Here is a 17,788-nt window from a genome sequence, read left to right on the forward strand (position 1 = left end):
CGTGCCCTTTTTTTCGATGAAATCGCCTTTCACTCACTCTCCATTTACGAAATTTTTGCGCGGAAATGGCCGGCCCGGCCAGACAAAGCTGCGCAAGGATGATTTCGGATGGCTGAGGTGGGAGTGTATGTCGGCAACAACTGGAACGACCTGGAGCGCTTCGAGAACTGGCTAGGACGGCCCGCCGACAACGTGCACACCGTCATCGGCTATCAGAGCTGGAGTGACTTCCTCTATGGCGCGAGCTGGGGCTCCAGCAATGCCTGGAGCGACGGCCAGCACGATCTCGCCTGGTCGGTGCCGCTCATCGTCAAGGGCGCGACCCTCGCCGAAGCGGCCGCCGGCGCCTACAACGGCTATTACCGACAGGCGGCCGAGGCGATCGAGAGCAGCGGCCTGCCCGGCGAGCCCATCAACATCCGTCCTGGCTGGGAGTTCAACGGCGGCTGGTTCCCCTGGTCGGCCATCGGCCATCAGCAGGAGTATATCGGCGCCTTCCGGCAGTTCGTGGACACCTTCCGCAGCGTCTCCGACCGCTTTGTCTTCGAGTGGAACGTGAACGAGGCCTGGGCGGGCAGCATGGACCCGGCCAGCGCCTATCCCGGCGACAACTACGTCGATATCGTCGGCATGGACGCCTACTGGAAGACCGAGTTCTTCGGCAATGATCCCTACCACGCCTGGGACCTGGTGCTGAACGAGCAGTATGGCCTGCAGTGGCACCTGAACTTCGCGGCCGCGCACAGCAAGCCCATGGCCTATTCGGAATGGGGCGTGATGACCGACAATGCGAAGCCTTATGTCGACGCCATGAAGTACTGGTTCGACACGCACAACGTCCTGTGGCAGTCGCGCTGGGATTCCGACGACAACTATTCCGGCCTCCTGTCCGACGGCACCGAGCCGCACACCGGGCAGGCCTATGTCGACGCCTTCCACAACCCGAACGTGCAGTGGAAGCTGGATGGGCTGGTCTATGTCGCCGGCTATCCGGACCTGCTGCAGTGGCTGGGCGCCGACGCATCCGCCGGGCTGGCGCATTTCTTCCACCATGGCGTGATGGAGGGGCGTGCCCCCGTCCATTTCGACGCGCTGAGCTACCTCGCGCGCTATCCCGACCTGTCCGCCTGGCTCGGAACGAATACCCACGCGGCGGCGCAGCACTTCATCGAGCATGGCTATGCCGAAGGCCGCTCGGACGGGGTGTTCTACGGGTAAAGCAGGCCTGAGACTGCCTCAGCCGCCGCCGAGCGCCTGGACCAGGCGCCCGGCGGGGGGCCAGAGGGCCACGAGATCGTCACGCCAGGCCCAGAGCGCCGCAAGCGCCCCGACGACCACGAGCGCCGACACCACCCAGGCGGAAAGGACCGCCGCATAGGCCGGCGGCGGCGGCGGCGCGGGCGTTTCGGGCGGCGGCAATGCGGGCGGCGGCTCCGCCTCGGCCATGGGGGCGCCCAGCCGCGGCCGAACCCGCAGCGGCATGGGGCGGCGGGGCGGCGGCGCCTCCGCGGAGCGAACGGCAGGCAATGGCCGGGGCGCCGGCGCCGCGCCCGCCGGCACCGGCACCGGCACCGGCACCCAGGCCCGCCCGCAGCGCACGCAGCGCACCTCACGGCCGGGCGGAAGCATTTCCTCCCGCACCTCATAGGCGGCGGCGCAGCCCGGGCACTCGATGCGCATTCTCCCGCTATGCCGGGGCGAGACCCGCGCCGCAAGCCTTCGTCACACCTCCCGGGTGGCGGCCAGGAGCAGGGCGTGGCATTTCCCTGCCGCATGGTGCGCTTCTCAGCGGTCGGCCTGCGCTATCCCTCTCCCGACGGGGCAACAGGCCCCGAGGCCCTGGCCGACCTGACCTTCATGCTGCCCGAAGGCAGCTTCACCTGGCTGCTGGGCGCCTCGGGCGCCGGCAAGTCTTCGCTGCTGCGGCTGATGCACCTCGCCCTGCTGCCCACGCGCGGCGAGCTGGAGGTGCTGGGCGAGCGCGTGCGCCGCGACCGCCGCGCCGCCTTGCCGGCGCTGCGGCGGCGCATCGGCGTGGTGTTCCAGGACTTCCGGCTGCTGCCCTACCTCTCCGCCTTCGACAACGTCGCGTTGCCGCTGCGGCTCTCCGGCCGCTCGGAGGCCAGCCTGCGGCCGGACGTGGCGGAAATGCTGCGCTGGGTCGGGCTGCAGGGAAGGGAACTCGCGCTGCCGCAGCAGCTTTCCGGCGGCGAGCAGCAGCGCATCGCCATCGCCCGCGCGGTGGTGACCCGGCCCGCCCTGCTGGTGGCGGACGAGCCGACCGGCAACCTCGATTCGCACCAGGCGCGGCGGCTGCTGGCCCTGCTGACGCAGATGAACCGGCTCGGCACCACCGTGGTGGTGGCGACCCACAGCGAGGATCTCGTGGCCCAGTTCTCCGCCCCCGCCCTGGTGCTGGAGGAAGGCCGGGTGGTGCATCATGGCTGAGCGCCGGACCCGCTACGCGCGCGACCCGCTCGGGCTGAAGCGCGCCCTTTCCGACCGCCTGCTGCCCGGGCTCGTGGCGGCGATGGCGCTGCTCGCCGCCCTGGCGCTGGCCGGCACGCATGGCGCCGCTGCGCTGAAGGAGCGCTGGCAGCAGGGCGCCGCCGCCGCCGTCACCGTGCAGCTTCCCCCCGAGCAGTCCGGGCGCATGGACCGGGCACTGGCCCTGCTGCGCGACATGCCGGAGGTGGCCAGCGCCGAGCCGGTGAGCCCCGAGCGGATGCGCGAGTTGCTCCGTCCCTGGCTGGGCGAGGTGCCGGCCCTGCCGCTGCCCGCCGTGCTGGAGTTGCGGCTGGTGAACCCCAACATCGACCCCGCGCCGCTCGCCCGGCAGCTTGCCGAGGCCGTGCCGGGCGCCGAGGTCGAGTCTCACGGCCTCTGGGTGGCGCGGCTGGCGGCGCTGGCGCGCAGCGTTCAGGCCATGGCCCTGGTGGTGCTGCTGCTGGTGGCGGGCGTGGCGGTCGCGGTGGTGGCGGTGGCGACGCGCGCCGGCCTCGCTTCCCGCCGCCAGGCCATCGAGATCCTGCACGACCTCGGCGCTACCCAGGACTACATCGCCGGCCGCTTCGCCCGGCGCATCGGCCTGCTGGCGGCCAGCGGCGCCTTGGCCGGCGCGGCGCTGGCGGTGCCGACGCTGGCGGCGCTCGCGGGGGTCGCGGCGCCGCTGGCGGGCGGCATGGTGCAGCCCTGGTCCTCCCTTCCCTGGCTGGACCTGGTTCTGCTGCCGCCCGTCGCCGGCGGCATCGGCTGGGCCACCGCGCAGGTCAGCGTCCGCCGCTGGTTGCGCCGCCTGCCATGAGCCTGCCCGATGGCAGCCGCCGCGGCCGGGCGAGCCGGCTGTGGCTGGTCCCGGCCGTTCTGGCGCTGCTGCTGCTGGGCGGCTTTGCCTTCTTCACCGGCCAGAGCCGCGGCCGCCCCGACCTCCCCCCGCTGCCGACCGATGGCGTTGCCGTGCTGACCGGCGGGCCGCAGCGCGTCGAGACCGGCATGCGGCTGCTGGCGGAGGGAAAGGCGCGCTGGCTGATCATCTCCGGCGTTTCGCCCGTGGCGGACCTGGAGGACCTGGCGCGCACCGCCGGCCTGCCGCCCGAGGCACTGGCGTCGCGCACCACCCTGGGCCACGCCGCCACCAGCACACGCGGCAACGGAAAGGAGATTGCGCATTGGGCGCAGTCGCGGCAGATCAGGTCCCTGCGCGTCGTGACGGCCGCCTTCCACATGCCTCGTGCCCTGCTGGAGCTTCGCCGTACCCTGCCGGGGGTGCTGCTGATCCCGCATCCCGTGCAGACCGAAGGGCCGCGCCTCGCGCTGCTGGCTCGTGAGTACCTGAAGCTGATCGGCGCGATGTTCGGCCTTTCGGCGCTAAGTCCGGAGAAACCGCCCTCGTGAACCCCTCGGGCCTGACCCTGCTGCGCTCGGCGCTGTTCAACCTGCTGTTCTTCGGGCTGACCGGCCTCGGCTGCCTGGCGGGCCTGCTGCTGCTGCCATTCCCCCGCCGCGCCCTGCGCCGCTACGTGCGGGGCTGGGCGCATCTGATGCTGTGGCTGCTGCGGGTGGTCTGCGGCATCGGCCTGCGGGTGACGGGGCGGGAGCACCTGCCGGCCGGGCCGGCGGTGATCGCCGCCAAGCACCAGTCGGCCTATGACACCATCGTCTGGCTGGCCCTGCTGCCGGAGCCGGTCTATGTGCTCAAGCGCGAGTTGCTGCGCATTCCCGCCTGGGGCTGGCTGGCCCGGCATTACGGCGCCGTGGCGGTGGACCGCCGCGGCGGCGCGGCGGCGCTGAAGGCGATGGTGCGGCAGGCCGGCGAGGCGCTGGCCGTGGGCGACCAGATCGTTATTTTTCCCGAAGGCACCCGTACGGCGCCGGGGGTTCGCGTGCCTTACCAGCCCGGCGTGGTGGCGCTGGCGGCGGCCAGCGGCGCGCCGGTCATCCCTGTCGCCACCGACAGCGGCCTGCGCTGGGGTCGCCGCGCCTTCGCCAAGCAGCCGGGCTTCATCACCGTGGCCATCCTGCCGCCTCTGCCTCCCGGCCTTCCGCGCGCGCAACTCCTGCGGCAACTGGAAGCCGCGATTGAAGGCGAAACGGACCGCCTCGTCGTGGCGGCGGGCGGACCTCCCGCGGTGCTGGCCCCTGTGGATAATTCTGTGGGACAAGTTGCGCGCCGTTCTTCAGAACGCGTCCAGTAGCGCCGCGCAAGCCTCTGGCAAAACAGGATTTCATCCTCGAGCGCCCGCCGCCCGCTCCGTTGCCAAGCCGGCCCGTTCCAACTAATTGATTGAAATAAATAGATTTCTTGGAAGGCTCGGTGAGCGTGTGCAGCCTTACTGCCACAATCCCCTGGCCTGTGCCGGCGCGGCCACAGCAAGCCCTGTGGATAAATCTGCGGAAAAGCCGTGCCGGGCCTTGCGGCGGCGGCTGCGAATCGGCGCCTTCAATCGGTGGGGCCGGCCGGCAGCAGGGCGGCGATGCGGTTCAGCGCGGCGTCGTGCACTCCCAGCCTTCGCAGGTGCGTCACGGTGTTGAGCAGATACTCGCGGTTCGGACCCATCCTCCCACGGCCCAGCGCGATGGCGGCCGCCGCCTGCTCAGGCGTCATCTCGCGGCAATAGGCCTGCCCCTGACGGTTGGCCACGAAGGTCACGGCCTGCCGCACGACGCCCTGGTCCAGCAGGCGGACCGGCAGGCGGCGACGCTGGTAGTGGTCGCTGATCATTTCGCGCGCATCAAGGTAGGCCAGCACCTCCGGCGCCGCAGAGGCGGGCACGCGGAAGGCCACGCCCCGGCAGGCGCCGCCCCGGTCCAGCCCCAGCACCAGCCCCGGACAGTCCGGCGTGCCGCGATACTCGCGGGACCACAGGCAGAAGCGCCGATGGAAGCCGCGCAGCAGGGCCGGATGCCGGGCCGCATAGGCGAAGCCGGGCTTCCAAATCAGGGAGCCATAGCCGAAGACATAAAGGTCGCCATCAGGGTCGAGCAGGCCGGCGGGCAGGGGCTGGGTCATCAGGGCGGCTGGGGACGCACCGCTTCGCCGCCTGCGGCAGGCGGACAGCGCGGCCGGTCCGGGGAGGAGGAACCAGAAATGGCCACGAGGCGAAGGCGTGACGTTTCCGCCCGCGGCCAGCCACCCTATATCGCGAAGTGCAATGACCCGAAAGCCACAAGCCCCGCGCCGCCGCGGGTTTCGCCCCGGCAGGCTCCTGCTGGGGTTGGCCTTGCTGCTGGCCCTGCTGGGGGCCGGCCATGCCGTGTTGTGGCGCCTGGTGGCGGACCGGCTGGAGCAGGGTTTCCAGCGCTGGGCCACGCTGCGCCGCGCGCAGGGATGGCAGGTCGCCCATGCGCCGCCGCAACGTGGCGGGTGGCCGCTCTCCGCCAGCCTGACCCTGCCCGATCTGCGGCTCGCCGCGCCGCCGGATGGCCCGTTCGGCAGGCTGGCCTGGCAGGCCACGGGGGTGCGGCTGCGCCTGCTGCCCTCGGACCTGCGGACGCTGCTCGTCGATGCGCGCGGGCCGCAACGGCTGATCGCCGACTCGCGGGAGCTTCCCTTTGTCGCCGACCGCCTCACCGCCACCCTGCCGCTCGCCGACGACGTCCCCCCCGATACCGTCAGGATCATGGCCCACCAGCTCCGCCTGGGGCCTGCCGCCGGCGCGGTCACCGTCGCCGAACTCGCGGCCGAGCTGAGGGGCGCCGGCAACCCGGCGGATGATGCCGCCCTCACCCTTGCGCTGACCCTGGGCGGCATCACCCTGCCCTGGGCCCTGCCGCTTGGCCGGCAGGTGGAAGCAGCCTCGATGGAAGCTGCGCTGGCCGGCCCGCTGCCCGGCGGGCGGGCGCCCGCACGGCGCGCCACGACCTGGCGGGATGCGGGCGGCACGCTGGAACTGCGCGCGCTGACGCTGCGCTGGGGAGACGTGGCCGCCAGCGCCGCCGCCACCCTGGCGCTCGATGCCGGGCTGCAGCCGACCGGCGCCGGCACATTGCGGGTGGCCGGCGCGGCGCAGGGGCTGGACGCCCTTGCGGAAGCGGGGCTGCTCCCGGCCCGCACGGCGAACCTGGCCCGCAGCCTGGTGCCCCTCATGGCGCGGCCCGATCCGGCCGGCGGGCCGCCACAGATCGAGGTGCCCCTGACCCTGGAGGACCGCACCCTGGCGGCGGCGCGCATCCCGGTGCTCCGGCTGCCGGCGATCGACTGGGGGCGCTGAGCGGGAAGAAAGAAGCAGGCCGGGAGAAAGAACACCCCCGGCCTCCGGCTTCGTCCCTTCCGCGCGCGTCAATACGCCTTCAGAAGGCGGTCGATGTAGTCCAGCTCGCTCGGCGGGCGTTCCCGCTCGGCGCCGCGGCGGCGCAGCTCCTCCTGGATGCGGCGGCTGCGCAGCATCTCCGCCTCCTCGGGCACCTGCGTGTCGCTGCCCTGGTCGCTGGCGCCGGGCGCGTCGCGGGTCGGGCGGCCGAGCGGATCGCGGCCCTGCCCCTGGCCCGCCATGCGGTCCTGCCCCTGCGCGCCCACGGCGGCGCCGGGGCTGTTCTGCCCATCTCCCTGCCCCTCGCCCTGGCCTTGGCCGAACTGCTGTCGCATGGACTGCGCCATCTGGCGGCCGCCCTCCTGCAACTCGCGGATCGCCTCCTGCTGGTGGCCGCTGGCGTCCCGGCCCTGGCCGAGCGCCTCCTGCGCCTGCCGCATGGCTTGGTCGGCACGGCCGAGCGCCTCCGGAATTTCGCCGGTCAGGTCGCCGAACTGCTGCATCAGCTCACCAAGGGCGCGGCGCAGGGCGCGCTGGGCGCGGGCATCGCGCTGCGCCTCCTCGCCGCCGGCCTGGTTCCCCGCCGGCGGCTGCCGGGAGGGCTGCTGTCCCGGCTGCGGCCGCCCGGACGGCATGCCCGGCCGCCGCTCGGATGGCTGCTCCCTGGCTCCCTCCCGCTGCTGGCCACGGTCAAGCAGCTGGCCCTGCCGCTGCACCATGTCCTGCACGGCACCCATCTGCTGCTCGCCGCGCTGCTGCTGTTGCTGGCGCTGGCTGCTGTTGCGGCCGCCTTCCGGACGGGCGGCGAGGCGGCCCTGCTGCAGCGCCTCCAGCATCTGCTCAAGCTGCGCCAGCTCCTGCTGCAACTGCTCGGTGCGGCCTTCCCGCGCCGCCTCCTGCATCTCCTGCATGCGGCGCTCCAGCTCCTGCTGGTTCATCGCCTGCTGCCCGGGATCGGGCGGCACCGGCTCCATGCCCTGTTGGCGCATGCGCTCCAGCAGCGCCTCCAGGTGGCGCTGCACCGCCTCGCGCAGTTCCTGCACACGGCGCTCCAGCTCCGCGCGCTTCGCGGCATCCTGCGGCGTGCGCTCGGCCTCGGCCAGCGCCTCGCGCAACGCCTCGCGCGCCTCCGCCAGGGCGCGGGCGGTGCGTTCGGCCAGGCCTTCCTCCAGCGCCACGGCGGTGTCCCACATCAGCTTCTGCACCTCGCCCACGGCCTCCGGGCGGCGGTCGCGCATCAGCTGGAAGCGGGCGACGCGCAGGGCCAGGAAAGTGGTGACGTCATGCTCGAAGGCCTCCGGCTTGACGGCGAGGTCGTCGAGGCCGCGCCGCACGCCTTCCCGCCCCAGCGGGTCGAGCGAGAGCGCTTTGCGCAGCTCCACCAGCGTGCGCGCCACCGGATGGGTGAACTGGCGCTCGGGCAGGACGAGCTCCTGCACCTCCGAGGCGCCCTGCTGCCCGGCGCCGTCGCGCGCCAGGATCCGCACCTGTACCGGCAGCCCGGCCCAGGGATGCGCCGAGAGGTCGGGCTGCGCCACGCCCTTGCGGGCGCGCGGCTCGCCGCCGGAAAGCGGCAGGTCCAGCAGCAGCGCCTCGGCATGCGGGCGGGCGGCGAGGCGGATCTCGGCCTGGGCGGCGGTCACGCCCCAGTCGTCGTCGGCACGCCACGGCAGCCGCACCGCGAGGCTGCGCTGCGAGGGGCCGGGCGGCTCGGTGAAGGCGGCGGTCGGCGGGGTGTCGGCCTGCACGCTGAAGCTCCAGGCGGCGAGGTCCCGGGCGTCGCGGCGCAGCGCGATCCGGGCGCCGCGCGTCAGCGGGGCCTCGATGGCGAAGGAGCCGGCGTCCAGCGTGCGGAGCGGGGTGCCGTGGTCGTCCACCCGCAGCTCGGGCACCCCGCCGCTGCCGCCGGAAAGGGCGACCTGCAGGGTGCTGCCCTGCGGCACGGTCAGCGCGCCGCCGGCACGGTCGAGGAAAACGGGCGCCGCCCCGGTATAGGCGGGCGGCGTCACCCAGGCCTCCAGCTTCAGCGCGGCGCCGGCCGGGGCGGCGTGCAGGCTGGGCCACAGGGCCCGGCGCAGCCGCTCGCCGGCCTCGCCGCCGGCGAAGGCCAGCGCGGCGCAGAGCGCGACCAGCAGGCCGCTGCGCATGGCGCGGGGATCGCGCGCCGCGAGGTTGGGACGCGGCGCGCCGATGCGCAGCCGGTGCAGCCCGGCCAGCGCCCGTGCCTGGTGCGTCCGCCAGAGCGCAAGCGTGGCCGGATCCTCGCTGAGCGCCTGGTCGCGCAGGGTGGACAACGGGCGGTGGCGCAGGCCGGAAGCGGCCTCAAGCCGCCGCTCCGCCGCCGCCACTCCGGGCCAGGCGAAGCCGCGGAAGCCCCGCCAAAGGGCGGCGCCCAGCGCCAGGGCGAAGCCCGCCAGCAAGGCGAGGTGAAGCCAGGGCGGCAGGTGGAGGAACAGGCCGGTCCAGGCGGCCAGCAGGAACAGGCCGATGACGCCGAGCGCCGGCCAGAGCCGGGGCCAGAGCGCCTCCCAGCCGAGCGCGAGGCGCGCGAGCCGCAGCCCCCGCGCCAGGCGCCGGGCCAGCGGAGCGCGCCCCTCCGTCATGCCGGTGGAGCCGCCCCAGGGAAGGTCCCGGCGGCGGGGGTGAGCCATTCCGGCAGGCGCTGGTGCGCCAGCAGGTCCTCGGGCGTCTGTCGGGGACGGACGACGGCGAAGCGTGCGCCATCCACCAGCACTTCGGCCGCCAGCGGGCGGGCGTTGTAGGTGCTGCTCATGACCGCACCATACGCGCCCGCATCCAGGAATGCGATCAAATCCCCCGGGGGCAGCGCGGGCAGCGCGCGGCCGCGCGCGAAGGTGTCACCGGTCTCGCAGACCGGGCCGACCACGTCGGCCGGCGAACAGGGCGCGGCGAGCGCGCTGGGGGAGACCGGCAGGATGCCGTGCCAGGCCTCGTACATGGCGGGGCGGACGAGGTCGTTCATGGCGGCGTCGGCCACCACGAAGCGGCGGGCATGGCCCTGCTTCTGCAGCACCACCGAAGCCAGCAGCACGCCGGCCGGGCCGGCGATCCAGCGGCCCGGCTCAAGCATCACCGGCAGGCCCAGCTCGCCCAGGGTCGCCTTGATGGCGCCGGCCAGCGCCTCGGGCGGCGGCGGCGCCTCGTCGCGATAGGGGATGCCGAGGCCGCCGCCGCAATCCACCCGCTCCACCGGCAGGCCGGCGCCGCGCAGCCCGCGCACCATCTCCGCCAGCCGGGCGTAGGCGGCGCGGTAGGCGGCGACACCCTCGGTGATCTGGCTGCCGATATGCGTGGCAATGCCGATCGGCCGGATGCCGGGCAGCGCGGCCATCTGGGCGTAGAGGGCGTGGGCGTCCCCGAAGGCGATGCCGAACTTGTTCTCCGCCTTGCCGGTGGTGATCTTGGCGTGGGTCCTGGCGTCCACGTCCGGGTTCACGCGCAGCGCCACCGGCGCGCGGAGCCCCATCCCCGCCGCGATGGCCGAGAGCATCTCGATCTCCTCCGCGCTCTCGGCGTTGATCTGAAAAATGCCCTCGCGCAGGGCGAGCCGGATTTCGTCCGGCTGCTTGCCGACACCCGAGAAGACCGTGGCCCCGGCCGGGATGCCGGCGGCCAGGGTGGCGCGCAGCTCGCCGGCGCTGACGATGTCGGCCCCCGCCCCCTCGGCCGCCAGCACGCGCAGCACGGCCTGGTTGTCGTTGGCCTTGGCGGCGTAGTGGATGCTGGCCCGCAGCCCGGCGCCGTCGAGCGCCGCGCGCAACGCGCGGAAGCGGCGGCGCAGCGTGCCGGCGGAATAGACCCAGGTGGGCGTGCCGACCTCGCGCGCGATGCGAGCGAGCGGCACCTCCTCCATCAGCAGCCCGTCCAGGGCGTGCGCGGAGAGCGCCGGGCGGGCGGCGATGAGGTCGGCGAAGGTGGGGTCGGCGCCTTCAAGGGCGACGGGGAGCGGAGCGGCCATGGCAGTATTGTGATGCGCCGGAGGGCCGGAGAAAAGCGGCGCCGGTGTAAAGCCTGCCCCTCACGTGAAGCCTGCCCTTCAGGAGGTGCGGCGCGAGGGGGGGGGCGCGGAAGTGATCAGGGCCCCCATCTGGTCCCGCATGACCGAGCCTGCCCCGCTGATCCTGACCCTGGGCCTCGACACGGCCAGCTTCGCCTGCCTCGACGCGTTGCGGCGGGCGCATTTCCCCACTGAACGCAACCACCTTCCCGCACACCTGACCCTGTTCCACGCCCTTCCGGGCGGGCAGCTGGCGGCCATCGCCGACCGGCTCGCCGCGCTGGCCGCCGGCACGCCGCCGCCGCCGTTGCGCTTCGACGCGCTGCGCAGCCTCGGGCGCGGGGTCGCCTTCGGCGTGGAAAGCCCGGCCCTGGCCGCGCTGCGGAGCAAGCTCGCGGCCGACTGGCAGGCGGTGCTGACGCCGCAGGACCAACGGCCCTTCCGCCCCCATGTCACGGTGCAGAACAAGGTGGCTCCCGACGCGGCGCGGACGCTGCTGGCGACGCTGCAGCAGCGCTTCGCGCCCTGGACCGGGCACGGCACGGCCATGCTGCTCTGGCACTACCGCGGCGGCCCCTGGGAGGCGGCGGCGCAATTCCCCTTCAGCGGCTGAAACCGCGGCCGAGGCGTGGCGCTTTCAGCAGCCATGCAGCCCCCCCACCCCCAATCCGAGCGCGAGCGCGAATTCACCGAGGCCGGCCGAACAGAGGCCGAAATCGACGCCGGCGGCGGCCCGATCAGCGCCGAGGAAGAGGAGGAGATCGAGGACTATCAGAAGCTCCGCCCGATCGCGATCTACGAGGTGGTGCGGCGCGAGGGGGTGGAGGAGCTGGGCCGCCCCTGGCGCAGCCTCTGGTGGTCCGGGCTGGCGGCGGGGCTCTCCATCGGCCTTTCACTCACCGCGCAGGGCACGCTGCACGCCCTGCTGCCCGACGCTCCCTGGCGGCCGCTGGTGGCGAGCCTCGGCTATACCGTGGGCTTCCTGGTCGTCATCATGGCCCGGCAGCAGCTCTTCACCGAGGTGACCCTGACCGCCGTGCTGCCGGTGCTCGCCGAGCCAGGACGCCGGGTGCTGGGCGCCCTGACGCGCAACTGGGCGGTGGTGTTCCTGGCCAACATGGCCGGCACGCTGGTCTTCGCGGCCATGCTGTCGCTGGAAGGGGTTCTGCCGCCCTTCGTGCGCGAGGGAGCGCTTGCCGTCTCCGCCCATGTTGTGGAACGCGAGCCGCTGCCCGGCTTCCTGCGCGCCATCTTCGCCGGCTGGATGATGGCCCTGCTGGTCTGGCTGCTGCCCTTGGCGGAGACTGCACGGTTCTGGGTGATCGCGCTGGTCACCTACCTGATCGCGCTCTTCGAGCTGTCACACGTCATCGCCGGCTCGGTGGAGCTGTTCCTGCTCATGTTCACCGGGCGGCTTGGCGTGCTGGAGGGGCTGGGCGAGCACCTGCTGCCCTGGCTGGTGGGCAACGTGCTGGGCGGCGCGGCCCTGTTCTCGCTGCTCGCCTATGGGCAGGTGCGGGACGAAATGGCGGAAGGCGGCGGGTAGCGCGGGGGGCTCAGGCCGACGCCCCCCGGTCCACTTCAGCGGCTCGGATAGGTGCGGGGATAGGTGACCTGCTCCGGCGGGCCGGGCGGGCGCACCGGTCCCATCCGCCCGCAGGCGGCGAGTGCCAGGGTCAGCGCCAGCAGCACCGCGAGGCCGCGGGTCACGCCAGCCGCTCCCGCCACTCGGCGGCCATGCGGCGGACGTTCACCGGCGCCGTGCCGCCATAGGAGGTGCGCGAGGCCACCGAGGCCTCGACGCTCAGCACCTGGAACACGCCGGAATGGATGCGCGGCTCCTCGGCCTGCATGTCCTCCAGCGTGAGGCCGGCGAGATCGACACCCTTGGCCTCGGCCTTGGCCACCAGCCGGCCGGTGACGTGGTGGGCGTCGCGGAAGGGCAGGCGCAGCTCGCGCACCAGCCAGTCCGCGAGGTCGGTGGCGGTGGAGAAGCCGGCGCCGGCGGCCTCGCGCAGGCGGGTGACGTCGGGCTTCATGTCGCGCACCATGCCGGCGGTGGCGGCCAGCGCCAGGGCCAGCGTCTCGGCGGCGTCGAAGAGGCCTTCCTTGTCCTCCTGCATGTCCTTGCCATAGGTCAGCGGCAGGCCCTTCATCACCGTCAGCAGGCCGACCAGCGCGCCGGAGATGCGGCCGACCTTGGCGCGCACCAGCTCGGCGGCGTCCGGGTTGCGCTTCTGCGGCATGATCGAGGAGCCGGTGGTGTAGGCGTCGGACAGCGCGACAAAGCCGAAATAGGGGTTTGTCCAGATCACCATCTCCTCGGCGAAGCGGGAGAGGTGGGTGGCGCAGATCGCCGCCGCCGACAGGAATTCCAGCGCGAAGTCCCGGCTGGCCACGGCGTCGAGGCTGTTGCGCATCGGCCCGTCGAAGCCGAGCGCGGCGGCGGTCATGTGGCGGTCGATGCTGAAGCCGGTGCCGCAGAGCGCGGCGGAGCCCAGCGGGCTCTCGTTCATCCGCGCGCGGCAGTCGCCGAGGCGGGAACGGTCGCGCCCGAGCATTTCCACATAGGCCAGCAGGTGGTGGCCGAGGGTGGTCGGCTGCGCGGGCTGCAGGTGGGTGAAGCCGGGCATCACCGTGGCCGCGTGCTCGTCGGCGCGGTCGGTCAGGGCGCGCATCAGGTCGGCGAGCTGGCCGTCCAGCCCGTCGATGGCGTCGCGCACCCAGAGGCGGACATCGAGCGCCACCTGGTCGTTGCGGCTGCGCCCGGTGTGCAGGCGCTTGCCGGCCTCGCCGATGCGCTCGGTCAGCCGTGCCTCGATGTTCATGTGGATGTCCTCCAGCGCCTCGCTGAAGGGGAAGCGGCCCTCCTCGATCTCCTCGCCGATGGCGGCCAGGCCTTCCTTGATGGCGGCCTCGTCATCGGCCGAGATGATCCCCACATGGCGCAGCATGGCGGCGTGGGCGAGGCTTCCGCGGATGTCCTGCCGCCACATCTTGCGGTCGAAACCGATGGAGGCGTTGATGGCCTCCATGATGGCCGAGGGTCCGGCGCTGTAGCGCCCTCCCCACTGCTGGTTGCCCTGGCTTCGCTGCTGACTGGACAAGGAAGGATCTGCCTCGTGTTGCTCGGACGCCGCTTCCTGCTTTCGCTCTCCGCGACGGGGGCGACCCTAACCACGCTGCTTCCGGCACGGCAAGGGATTGCAACGGGGTCGCAGGCCATCCCGGCGGCGGAAGGGCTCGGCAAGCTGTCCCGCTCCAGCCCGAAGCCGTTGCCGGACTTCGGCTTCACCGACGCCGAGGGCCAGGAGAAGACGGTGGCCGACTTCGCCGGGCACCCGCTGCTGATCAATCTCTGGGCCACCTGGTGCCCGCCCTGCGTGGCCGAGATGCCCTCGCTGGACCGCGCCCAGGCGGATCTGGCCGGAGCGGGCTGGAAGGTGCTGCCGCTCTCCTCCGACCGCGCGGGCAAGCCCCAGGTGGAGGCCTTCTTCGCCCGCACCCAGGTGAAGAACCTGGGCGTCTGGCTCGACCCGCGCGGCGCGGCGGCACGGGCGCTCGGCGCGCGAGGCCTGCCGACCACCGTGGTCGTGAATCCCGCCGGGCAGGAAGTGGCGCGGCTGGAAGGCGCCGCCGAATGGGACGACGCGGCCATGCTGGCGGCGCTGCGCGGCCTCATCGGGCCGGAGACCAGCGCGACCTGAGAGTGAGCCGGAAGCTCCGCGGCGCCCAAGCCCCTCCATGAGACCGGCAGAAGGCAAAAGCGGGGTAGAACCGGGATCTGTCCGAAAATCCGCCCCAGGACAGGTCCGGGGGAAAATGGATTCTCCCCCGGAACCCCCGCTTCCTGCTTTTTTTATCGGTTTGTTGTGCTGGCCGCATGCGCTCAAGCCGGGGCTGAAACAGCGCCCGCGACGGCCGCCCCAGGGGCATGCAGGAACGCCCCTCCCCGCGGGCGCCGCCGAAAAACTGACAGAAGAAAGGGGGGGATCTGAGGGAGTTCGCTCCCCAAGCCTTCTTCGGCCGGACGTCCCTCTCCGGCGGACGGGTTGCCCTCCGCCGCCGGACGGCGCGACACTCCACCCTCCACGGGAGAGCGGAGAACGAGGGCATGACCGAGCTTTGGCGCCTGCAGGCCAGCGAGATCGCGGCGCGGGTCGCGACACGGGAGGTTTCCGCGCGGGAGGTGACGCAGGCGGCGCTGGACCGGCTGGCCGCCGTGAATCCCGCGATCAACGCCGTGGTGCAGGAGATGCCGGAGCAGGCCCTCGCCGCCGCCGACGCGGTGGATGCCGCCCTCGCTCGCGGCGAGGCCGTCGGGCCGCTGGCCGGCGTTCCCGTGACCATCAAGGTCAACGCCGACCAGAAGGGCTTCGCCACCACCAACGGGCTGCGCATCCAGCAGGAGCTGATCGCCGCCGAGGACAACCCGGTGGTCAGCAACCTCCAGCGCGCCGGGGCGGTGGTGATCGGGCGCACCAACACGCCGGCCTTCTCGCTGCGCTGGTTCACCCGCAACTCCCTGCACGGCCACACCAAGAACCCGCGCAACCCGGCGCTCACCCCGGGCGGCTCCTCCGGCGGCGCGGCGGCGGCGGTGGCGGCGGGCATCGGCGCCATCGCGCACGGCACCGACATCGGCGGCTCGATCCGCTACCCCGCCTATGCCTGCGGCGTGCACGGGCTGCGGCCGACGCTCGGGCGCGTCGCCGCCTTCAACCGCTCCGGTCCCGAGCGGGCGGTCGGGGCGCAGCTGATGGCTGTCTCCGGCCCGCTGGCGCGCTCCATCGCCGATCTGCGGCTCGCCTTGCAGGCGATGGCGGCCGAGGACCAGCGCGACCCGTGGTGGACGCCTGCGCCGCTGGAAGGCCCGCCGGCGCCGAAACGGGCCGCGCTCTGCATCCGTCCGGAAGGGATGAATACCGGTCCCGAGGTGGAGAAGGCGCTGCGCGACGCGGCGCTGCGGCTGCAGGAGAAGGGGTGGAGCATCGTCGAAACCGCTTGCCCGCCGCTGCGCGAGCCGGCGCGGCTGCAGGCGCTGCTCTGGCTGGGCGAGTCCCGCCGCGGGTTGAACGCCGCCTTCGCCCGCGAGAACGACCCCGACGCCAATTTCGTGCTGGCGCAGATGGAGCGGCTGGCCCCCTCCCCCGACCTGAACGCCTTCCAGGACGCGCTGCAGGCCCGTGCCGGCTTCATCCGGCAATGGCAGATCTTCCTCAGGGACTACCCGGTGCTGCTGCTGCCGGTCTCGGCCGAGCTGCCCTTCCCCGACCAGCTCGACGTCGAGTCGCCTGCCGCCTTCGAGCGCGTGATCGAGGCGCAGCTCGTCCAGGTCGGGCTGCCGCTGATGGGACTGCCGGGCCTGACCGTCACCACGGGGCAGGCCGGCGACGCGCCGGTGGGCGTGCAGCTGATCGCCGGGCGCTACCGGGAGGACCTGCTGCTGGAAGCGGGCGCCGCCATCGAGGCCGCGGGGCCGGCCATCGAGGCCTGCGACCCGGCATGAACAAGAGGCCGAGGGAAGGAATCCTCGGCCCCGTTACCTTGGCAGAGATTCCGGGAGAATGGCCGCTTCGGCGCGCCGGGAGTTCCTGGCGCGTGAGATCCGCAAGCAACGGGCGCCCTTTCTGGCGCACGCCACTTCCGAGTCGATGAGCCGGCATTGAAGGCCGGCGAGATGCCCGTCCGTGAACGGCTTGGGCAGTAACTATCCTTCGACGCCGGCGGATGCCGGCCCGAGGCAAAAAGGACGGGCAGGGCTGTCGTTGGGGCTGGGTTACCCGATCCCCGCGGCAGCCATCCCTCCTATTCGATCGTGCGGCCTTGCGACTGGGCCGCCAGCGCCCGTGCCATCTGGCTCAGCGCCTCCTGGTGCTTCTCGTTGTTGATCAGGGAGAAGTTGCGCGCCAGCTCCAGGCACATGCGCTGCCGCACGCCCAGAGGCTGGGTTGCCCCGCTCTCCTGCAGTCCCTCGAAGAACCAGGAAACCGGCACCCCAAGCACGAGTGCGATCTCGAACAGGCGCCCGGCGGAGATCCGGTTCAGCCCCCGTTCATACTTATGCGCCTGCTGATAGGTCACGCCGATCATGCTGGCGAGTTGCTGTTGCGAAAGGCCGAGCATCAGCCGGCGCTCGCGGATGCGAGCGCCGACATGGCGGTCGGCCAGTCTGGCACGTTGGGTAGTGGCTTCCTCCGGCTCTTCGCCGCGAGGCATGCCGCCCATGTCGGTATCGGCCATTCTCTACCTGTCAGGATGAAAAATTGCACGAACCCCAAAATACGAGCCCGCGCCCTGCTGTTTATCGCATTTCATTTCCAAATTCTTAAAAACTGTGTGAGGGGCCTCAACTGCGGTAGTCCTCACGAAAGAAATATCACCTATTTGGTTCTGAACGCTGTTCTGCCATCTGTTCGCGCAGGAGGCGAATTTCTGCTTTAAGCGCCGCAATCTCCTCGGCTTCGGCCGATTGCGGGGTTCCGGCGCCGCCTTCATCCCGCCGCGGAAACGGACTGAACAGCGACATGGCGCGTTCCATCATCGCCATGTTCTGCTTACTCATCTCCTCCAGCCTGACCAGAGGATTGAAGTTCCCCATGGTTTGCTCGACCGAAACGCGCATTTGCTCCTGCTGGCGGGCGAAGCTGCCCATCGCGAACTCCAGATAGCGCGGCACCAGGGACTGCAGGCTGTCGCCATAGAAGCCGATCAACTGCCGCAGGAACGGAATGGGAAGCAGGTTCCGCCCCTTGGCCTCCTCCTCGACGATGATCTGCGTCAGCACGCTGCGCGTGATGTCATCACCCGACTTGGCGTCATAGACCACGAAGTTGCGGCCCTCGCGCACCATCCCGGCGAGATCCTCGAGCGTCACATAGGATGAGGCTTCCGTGTTGTAGAGGCGCCGATTGGCATATTTTTTGATGACGACTGTGGGCTTCGGCTGTTCGTCCGTCTTTTTCTGTGCTGCCTGTTCGGTCATTGCGCCCTCCCGTCCCGCTTCGTGAGGAGGCGAGGC

18 protein-coding genes are annotated in these 17,788 nt (G+C 72.1%); 10 read left to right on the forward strand and 8 right to left on the reverse strand.

Going from position 1 to position 17,788, the window contains the following annotated elements:
- The first annotated feature begins 108 nt into the window (after positions 1-108).
- The gene (locus E0493_RS09815; protein ID WP_160936769.1) at positions 109-1,218 is read left to right on the forward strand and encodes a glycosyl hydrolase; all 1,110 of its coding nucleotides are present in this window, start codon (positions 109-111) and stop codon (positions 1,216-1,218) included.
- Positions 1,219-1,236: 18 nt separating this feature from the next.
- Here E0493_RS09815 and E0493_RS09820 read toward each other — a convergent pair whose 3' ends face one another.
- The gene (locus E0493_RS09820) at positions 1,237-1,680 is read right to left on the reverse strand and encodes a zinc-ribbon domain-containing protein (RefSeq protein WP_160936770.1); all 444 of its coding nucleotides are present in this window, start codon (positions 1,678-1,680) and stop codon (positions 1,237-1,239) included.
- A 93-nt stretch (positions 1,681-1,773) separates the two neighbouring features.
- Here E0493_RS09820 and E0493_RS09825 point away from each other — a divergent pair, with 93 nt between their 5' ends.
- The 4 genes from E0493_RS09825 to E0493_RS09840 are packed head-to-tail and all read left to right on the forward strand — an operon-like array spanning position 1,774 to position 4,694.
- Entirely contained in the window at positions 1,774-2,448 is a 675-nt protein-coding gene (locus tag E0493_RS09825) for a cell division ATP-binding protein FtsE (RefSeq protein WP_160936947.1), read from the forward strand.
- Positions 2,441-3,304, forward strand: a complete 864-nt coding sequence (locus tag E0493_RS09830) for a cell division protein FtsX (RefSeq protein WP_160936771.1) — start codon at positions 2,441-2,443, stop codon at positions 3,302-3,304. Before E0493_RS09825 ends, E0493_RS09830 begins: the two co-directional genes overlap by 8 nt.
- Positions 3,301-3,894, forward strand: a complete 594-nt coding sequence (locus tag E0493_RS09835) for a YdcF family protein (RefSeq protein WP_160936772.1) — start codon at positions 3,301-3,303, stop codon at positions 3,892-3,894. The genes E0493_RS09830 and E0493_RS09835 overlap by 4 nt, the downstream gene beginning before the upstream one ends.
- Positions 3,891-4,694 (forward strand): lysophospholipid acyltransferase family protein, encoded by an 804-nt coding sequence (locus E0493_RS09840; protein WP_367614484.1) that lies wholly within the window; start codon positions 3,891-3,893, stop codon positions 4,692-4,694. Before E0493_RS09835 ends, E0493_RS09840 begins: the two co-directional genes overlap by 4 nt.
- 245 nt (positions 4,695-4,939) lie before the next feature.
- Here the strand turns inward: E0493_RS09840 and E0493_RS09845 are convergent, their stop codons facing one another.
- On the reverse strand, positions 4,940-5,509 hold the full coding sequence (locus E0493_RS09845) for a gamma-glutamylcyclotransferase (RefSeq protein WP_160936773.1): 570 nt from the start codon (positions 5,507-5,509) through the stop codon (positions 4,940-4,942).
- A 205-nt stretch (positions 5,510-5,714) separates the two neighbouring features.
- On the opposite strand from E0493_RS09845, the gene E0493_RS09850 reads away from it, so the two are divergent.
- Positions 5,715-6,710 (forward strand): DUF2125 domain-containing protein, encoded by a 996-nt coding sequence (locus E0493_RS09850; protein WP_160936774.1) that lies wholly within the window; start codon positions 5,715-5,717, stop codon positions 6,708-6,710.
- 68 nt (positions 6,711-6,778) lie between these two features.
- Here E0493_RS09850 and E0493_RS09855 read toward each other — a convergent pair whose 3' ends face one another.
- Both E0493_RS09855 and lysA read right to left on the reverse strand, forming a co-directional pair.
- Positions 6,779-9,352 (reverse strand): TIGR02302 family protein, encoded by a 2,574-nt coding sequence (locus tag E0493_RS09855; protein WP_160936775.1) that lies wholly within the window; start codon positions 9,350-9,352, stop codon positions 6,779-6,781.
- Positions 9,349-10,728, reverse strand: coding sequence for a diaminopimelate decarboxylase (gene lysA, locus E0493_RS09860; RefSeq protein ID WP_160936776.1), 1,380 nt, complete (start codon positions 10,726-10,728; stop codon positions 9,349-9,351). The genes E0493_RS09855 and lysA overlap by 4 nt, the downstream gene beginning before the upstream one ends.
- A gap of 139 nt (positions 10,729-10,867) precedes the next feature.
- On the opposite strand from lysA, the gene E0493_RS09865 reads away from it, so the two are divergent.
- Positions 10,868-11,380, forward strand: a complete 513-nt coding sequence (locus E0493_RS09865) for a 2'-5' RNA ligase family protein (RefSeq protein WP_160936777.1) — start codon at positions 10,868-10,870, stop codon at positions 11,378-11,380.
- 33 nt (positions 11,381-11,413) lie between these two features.
- Entirely contained in the window at positions 11,414-12,313 is a 900-nt protein-coding gene (locus E0493_RS09870) for a formate/nitrite transporter family protein (RefSeq protein WP_160936778.1), read from the forward strand.
- A gap of 35 nt (positions 12,314-12,348) precedes the next feature.
- On the opposite strand, the gene lptM is transcribed toward E0493_RS09870, so the two are convergent.
- A complete protein-coding gene (lptM, locus tag E0493_RS23310) occupies positions 12,349-12,477 on the reverse strand; it encodes an LPS translocon maturation chaperone LptM (protein ID WP_235913706.1) in 129 nt (42 codons plus the stop codon).
- Positions 12,474-13,874, reverse strand: coding sequence for an argininosuccinate lyase (gene argH, locus E0493_RS09875; protein ID WP_160936779.1), 1,401 nt, complete (start codon positions 13,872-13,874; stop codon positions 12,474-12,476). The genes lptM and argH overlap by 4 nt, the downstream gene beginning before the upstream one ends.
- A 15-nt stretch (positions 13,875-13,889) precedes the next feature.
- Here argH and E0493_RS09880 point away from each other — a divergent pair, with 15 nt between their 5' ends.
- Both E0493_RS09880 and E0493_RS09885 read left to right on the forward strand, forming a co-directional pair.
- The gene (locus E0493_RS09880; RefSeq protein WP_160936780.1) at positions 13,890-14,474 is read left to right on the forward strand and encodes a TlpA family protein disulfide reductase; all 585 of its coding nucleotides are present in this window, start codon (positions 13,890-13,892) and stop codon (positions 14,472-14,474) included.
- Positions 14,475-14,881: 407 nt separating this feature from the next.
- Positions 14,882-16,276, forward strand: a complete 1,395-nt coding sequence (locus E0493_RS09885) for an amidase family protein (RefSeq protein WP_160936781.1) — start codon at positions 14,882-14,884, stop codon at positions 16,274-16,276.
- A gap of 299 nt (positions 16,277-16,575) precedes the next feature.
- Here E0493_RS09885 and E0493_RS09890 read toward each other — a convergent pair whose 3' ends face one another.
- The gene (locus E0493_RS09890; protein ID WP_456316345.1) at positions 16,576-17,010 is read right to left on the reverse strand and encodes a helix-turn-helix domain-containing protein; all 435 of its coding nucleotides are present in this window, start codon (positions 17,008-17,010) and stop codon (positions 16,576-16,578) included.
- Between the two features lie 136 nt (positions 17,011-17,146).
- Positions 17,147-17,752 carry a polyhydroxyalkanoate synthesis repressor PhaR gene (gene phaR, locus E0493_RS09895; protein WP_160936782.1) on the reverse strand — a complete coding sequence of 202 codons (606 nt, stop codon included), beginning with the start codon at positions 17,750-17,752 and terminating at the stop codon, positions 17,147-17,149.
- Positions 17,753-17,788: the final 36 nt, after the last annotated feature.

Origin of the sequence: Teichococcus coralli, assembly GCF_009829925.1 — a bacterium.
Taxonomy (GTDB): domain Bacteria; phylum Pseudomonadota; class Alphaproteobacteria; order Acetobacterales; family Acetobacteraceae; genus Pseudoroseomonas; species Pseudoroseomonas coralli.

Bases quoted from the DNA above. Each gene is read 5' to 3' on its own strand.
- E0493_RS09815 (WP_160936769.1), top strand. From the start codon at position 109: ATGGCTGAGGTGGGAGTGTATGTCGGCAACAACTGGAACGACCTGGAG.
- E0493_RS09820 (WP_160936770.1), bottom strand. From the start codon at position 1,680: ATGCGCATCGAGTGCCCGGGCTGCGCCGCCGCCTATGAGGTGCGGGAG.
- E0493_RS09825 (WP_160936947.1), top strand. From the start codon at position 1,774: ATGGTGCGCTTCTCAGCGGTCGGCCTGCGCTATCCCTCTCCCGACGGG.
- E0493_RS09830 (WP_160936771.1), top strand. From the start codon at position 2,441: ATGGCTGAGCGCCGGACCCGCTACGCGCGCGACCCGCTCGGGCTGAAG.
- E0493_RS09835 (WP_160936772.1), top strand. From the start codon at position 3,301: ATGAGCCTGCCCGATGGCAGCCGCCGCGGCCGGGCGAGCCGGCTGTGG.
- E0493_RS09845 (WP_160936773.1), bottom strand. From the start codon at position 5,509: ATGACCCAGCCCCTGCCCGCCGGCCTGCTCGACCCTGATGGCGACCTT.
- E0493_RS09855 (WP_160936775.1), bottom strand. From the start codon at position 9,352: ATGACGGAGGGGCGCGCTCCGCTGGCCCGGCGCCTGGCGCGGGGGCTG.
- lysA (WP_160936776.1), bottom strand. From the start codon at position 10,728: ATGGCCGCTCCGCTCCCCGTCGCCCTTGAAGGCGCCGACCCCACCTTC.
- E0493_RS09865 (WP_160936777.1), top strand. From the start codon at position 10,868: ATGACCGAGCCTGCCCCGCTGATCCTGACCCTGGGCCTCGACACGGCC.
- E0493_RS09870 (WP_160936778.1), top strand. From the start codon at position 11,414: ATGCAGCCCCCCCACCCCCAATCCGAGCGCGAGCGCGAATTCACCGAG.
- E0493_RS09885 (WP_160936781.1), top strand. From the start codon at position 14,882: ATGACCGAGCTTTGGCGCCTGCAGGCCAGCGAGATCGCGGCGCGGGTC.
- E0493_RS09890 (WP_456316345.1), bottom strand. From the start codon at position 17,010: ATGGCCGATACCGACATGGGCGGCATGCCTCGCGGCGAAGAGCCGGAG.
- phaR (WP_160936782.1), bottom strand. From the start codon at position 17,752: ATGACCGAACAGGCAGCACAGAAAAAGACGGACGAACAGCCGAAGCCC.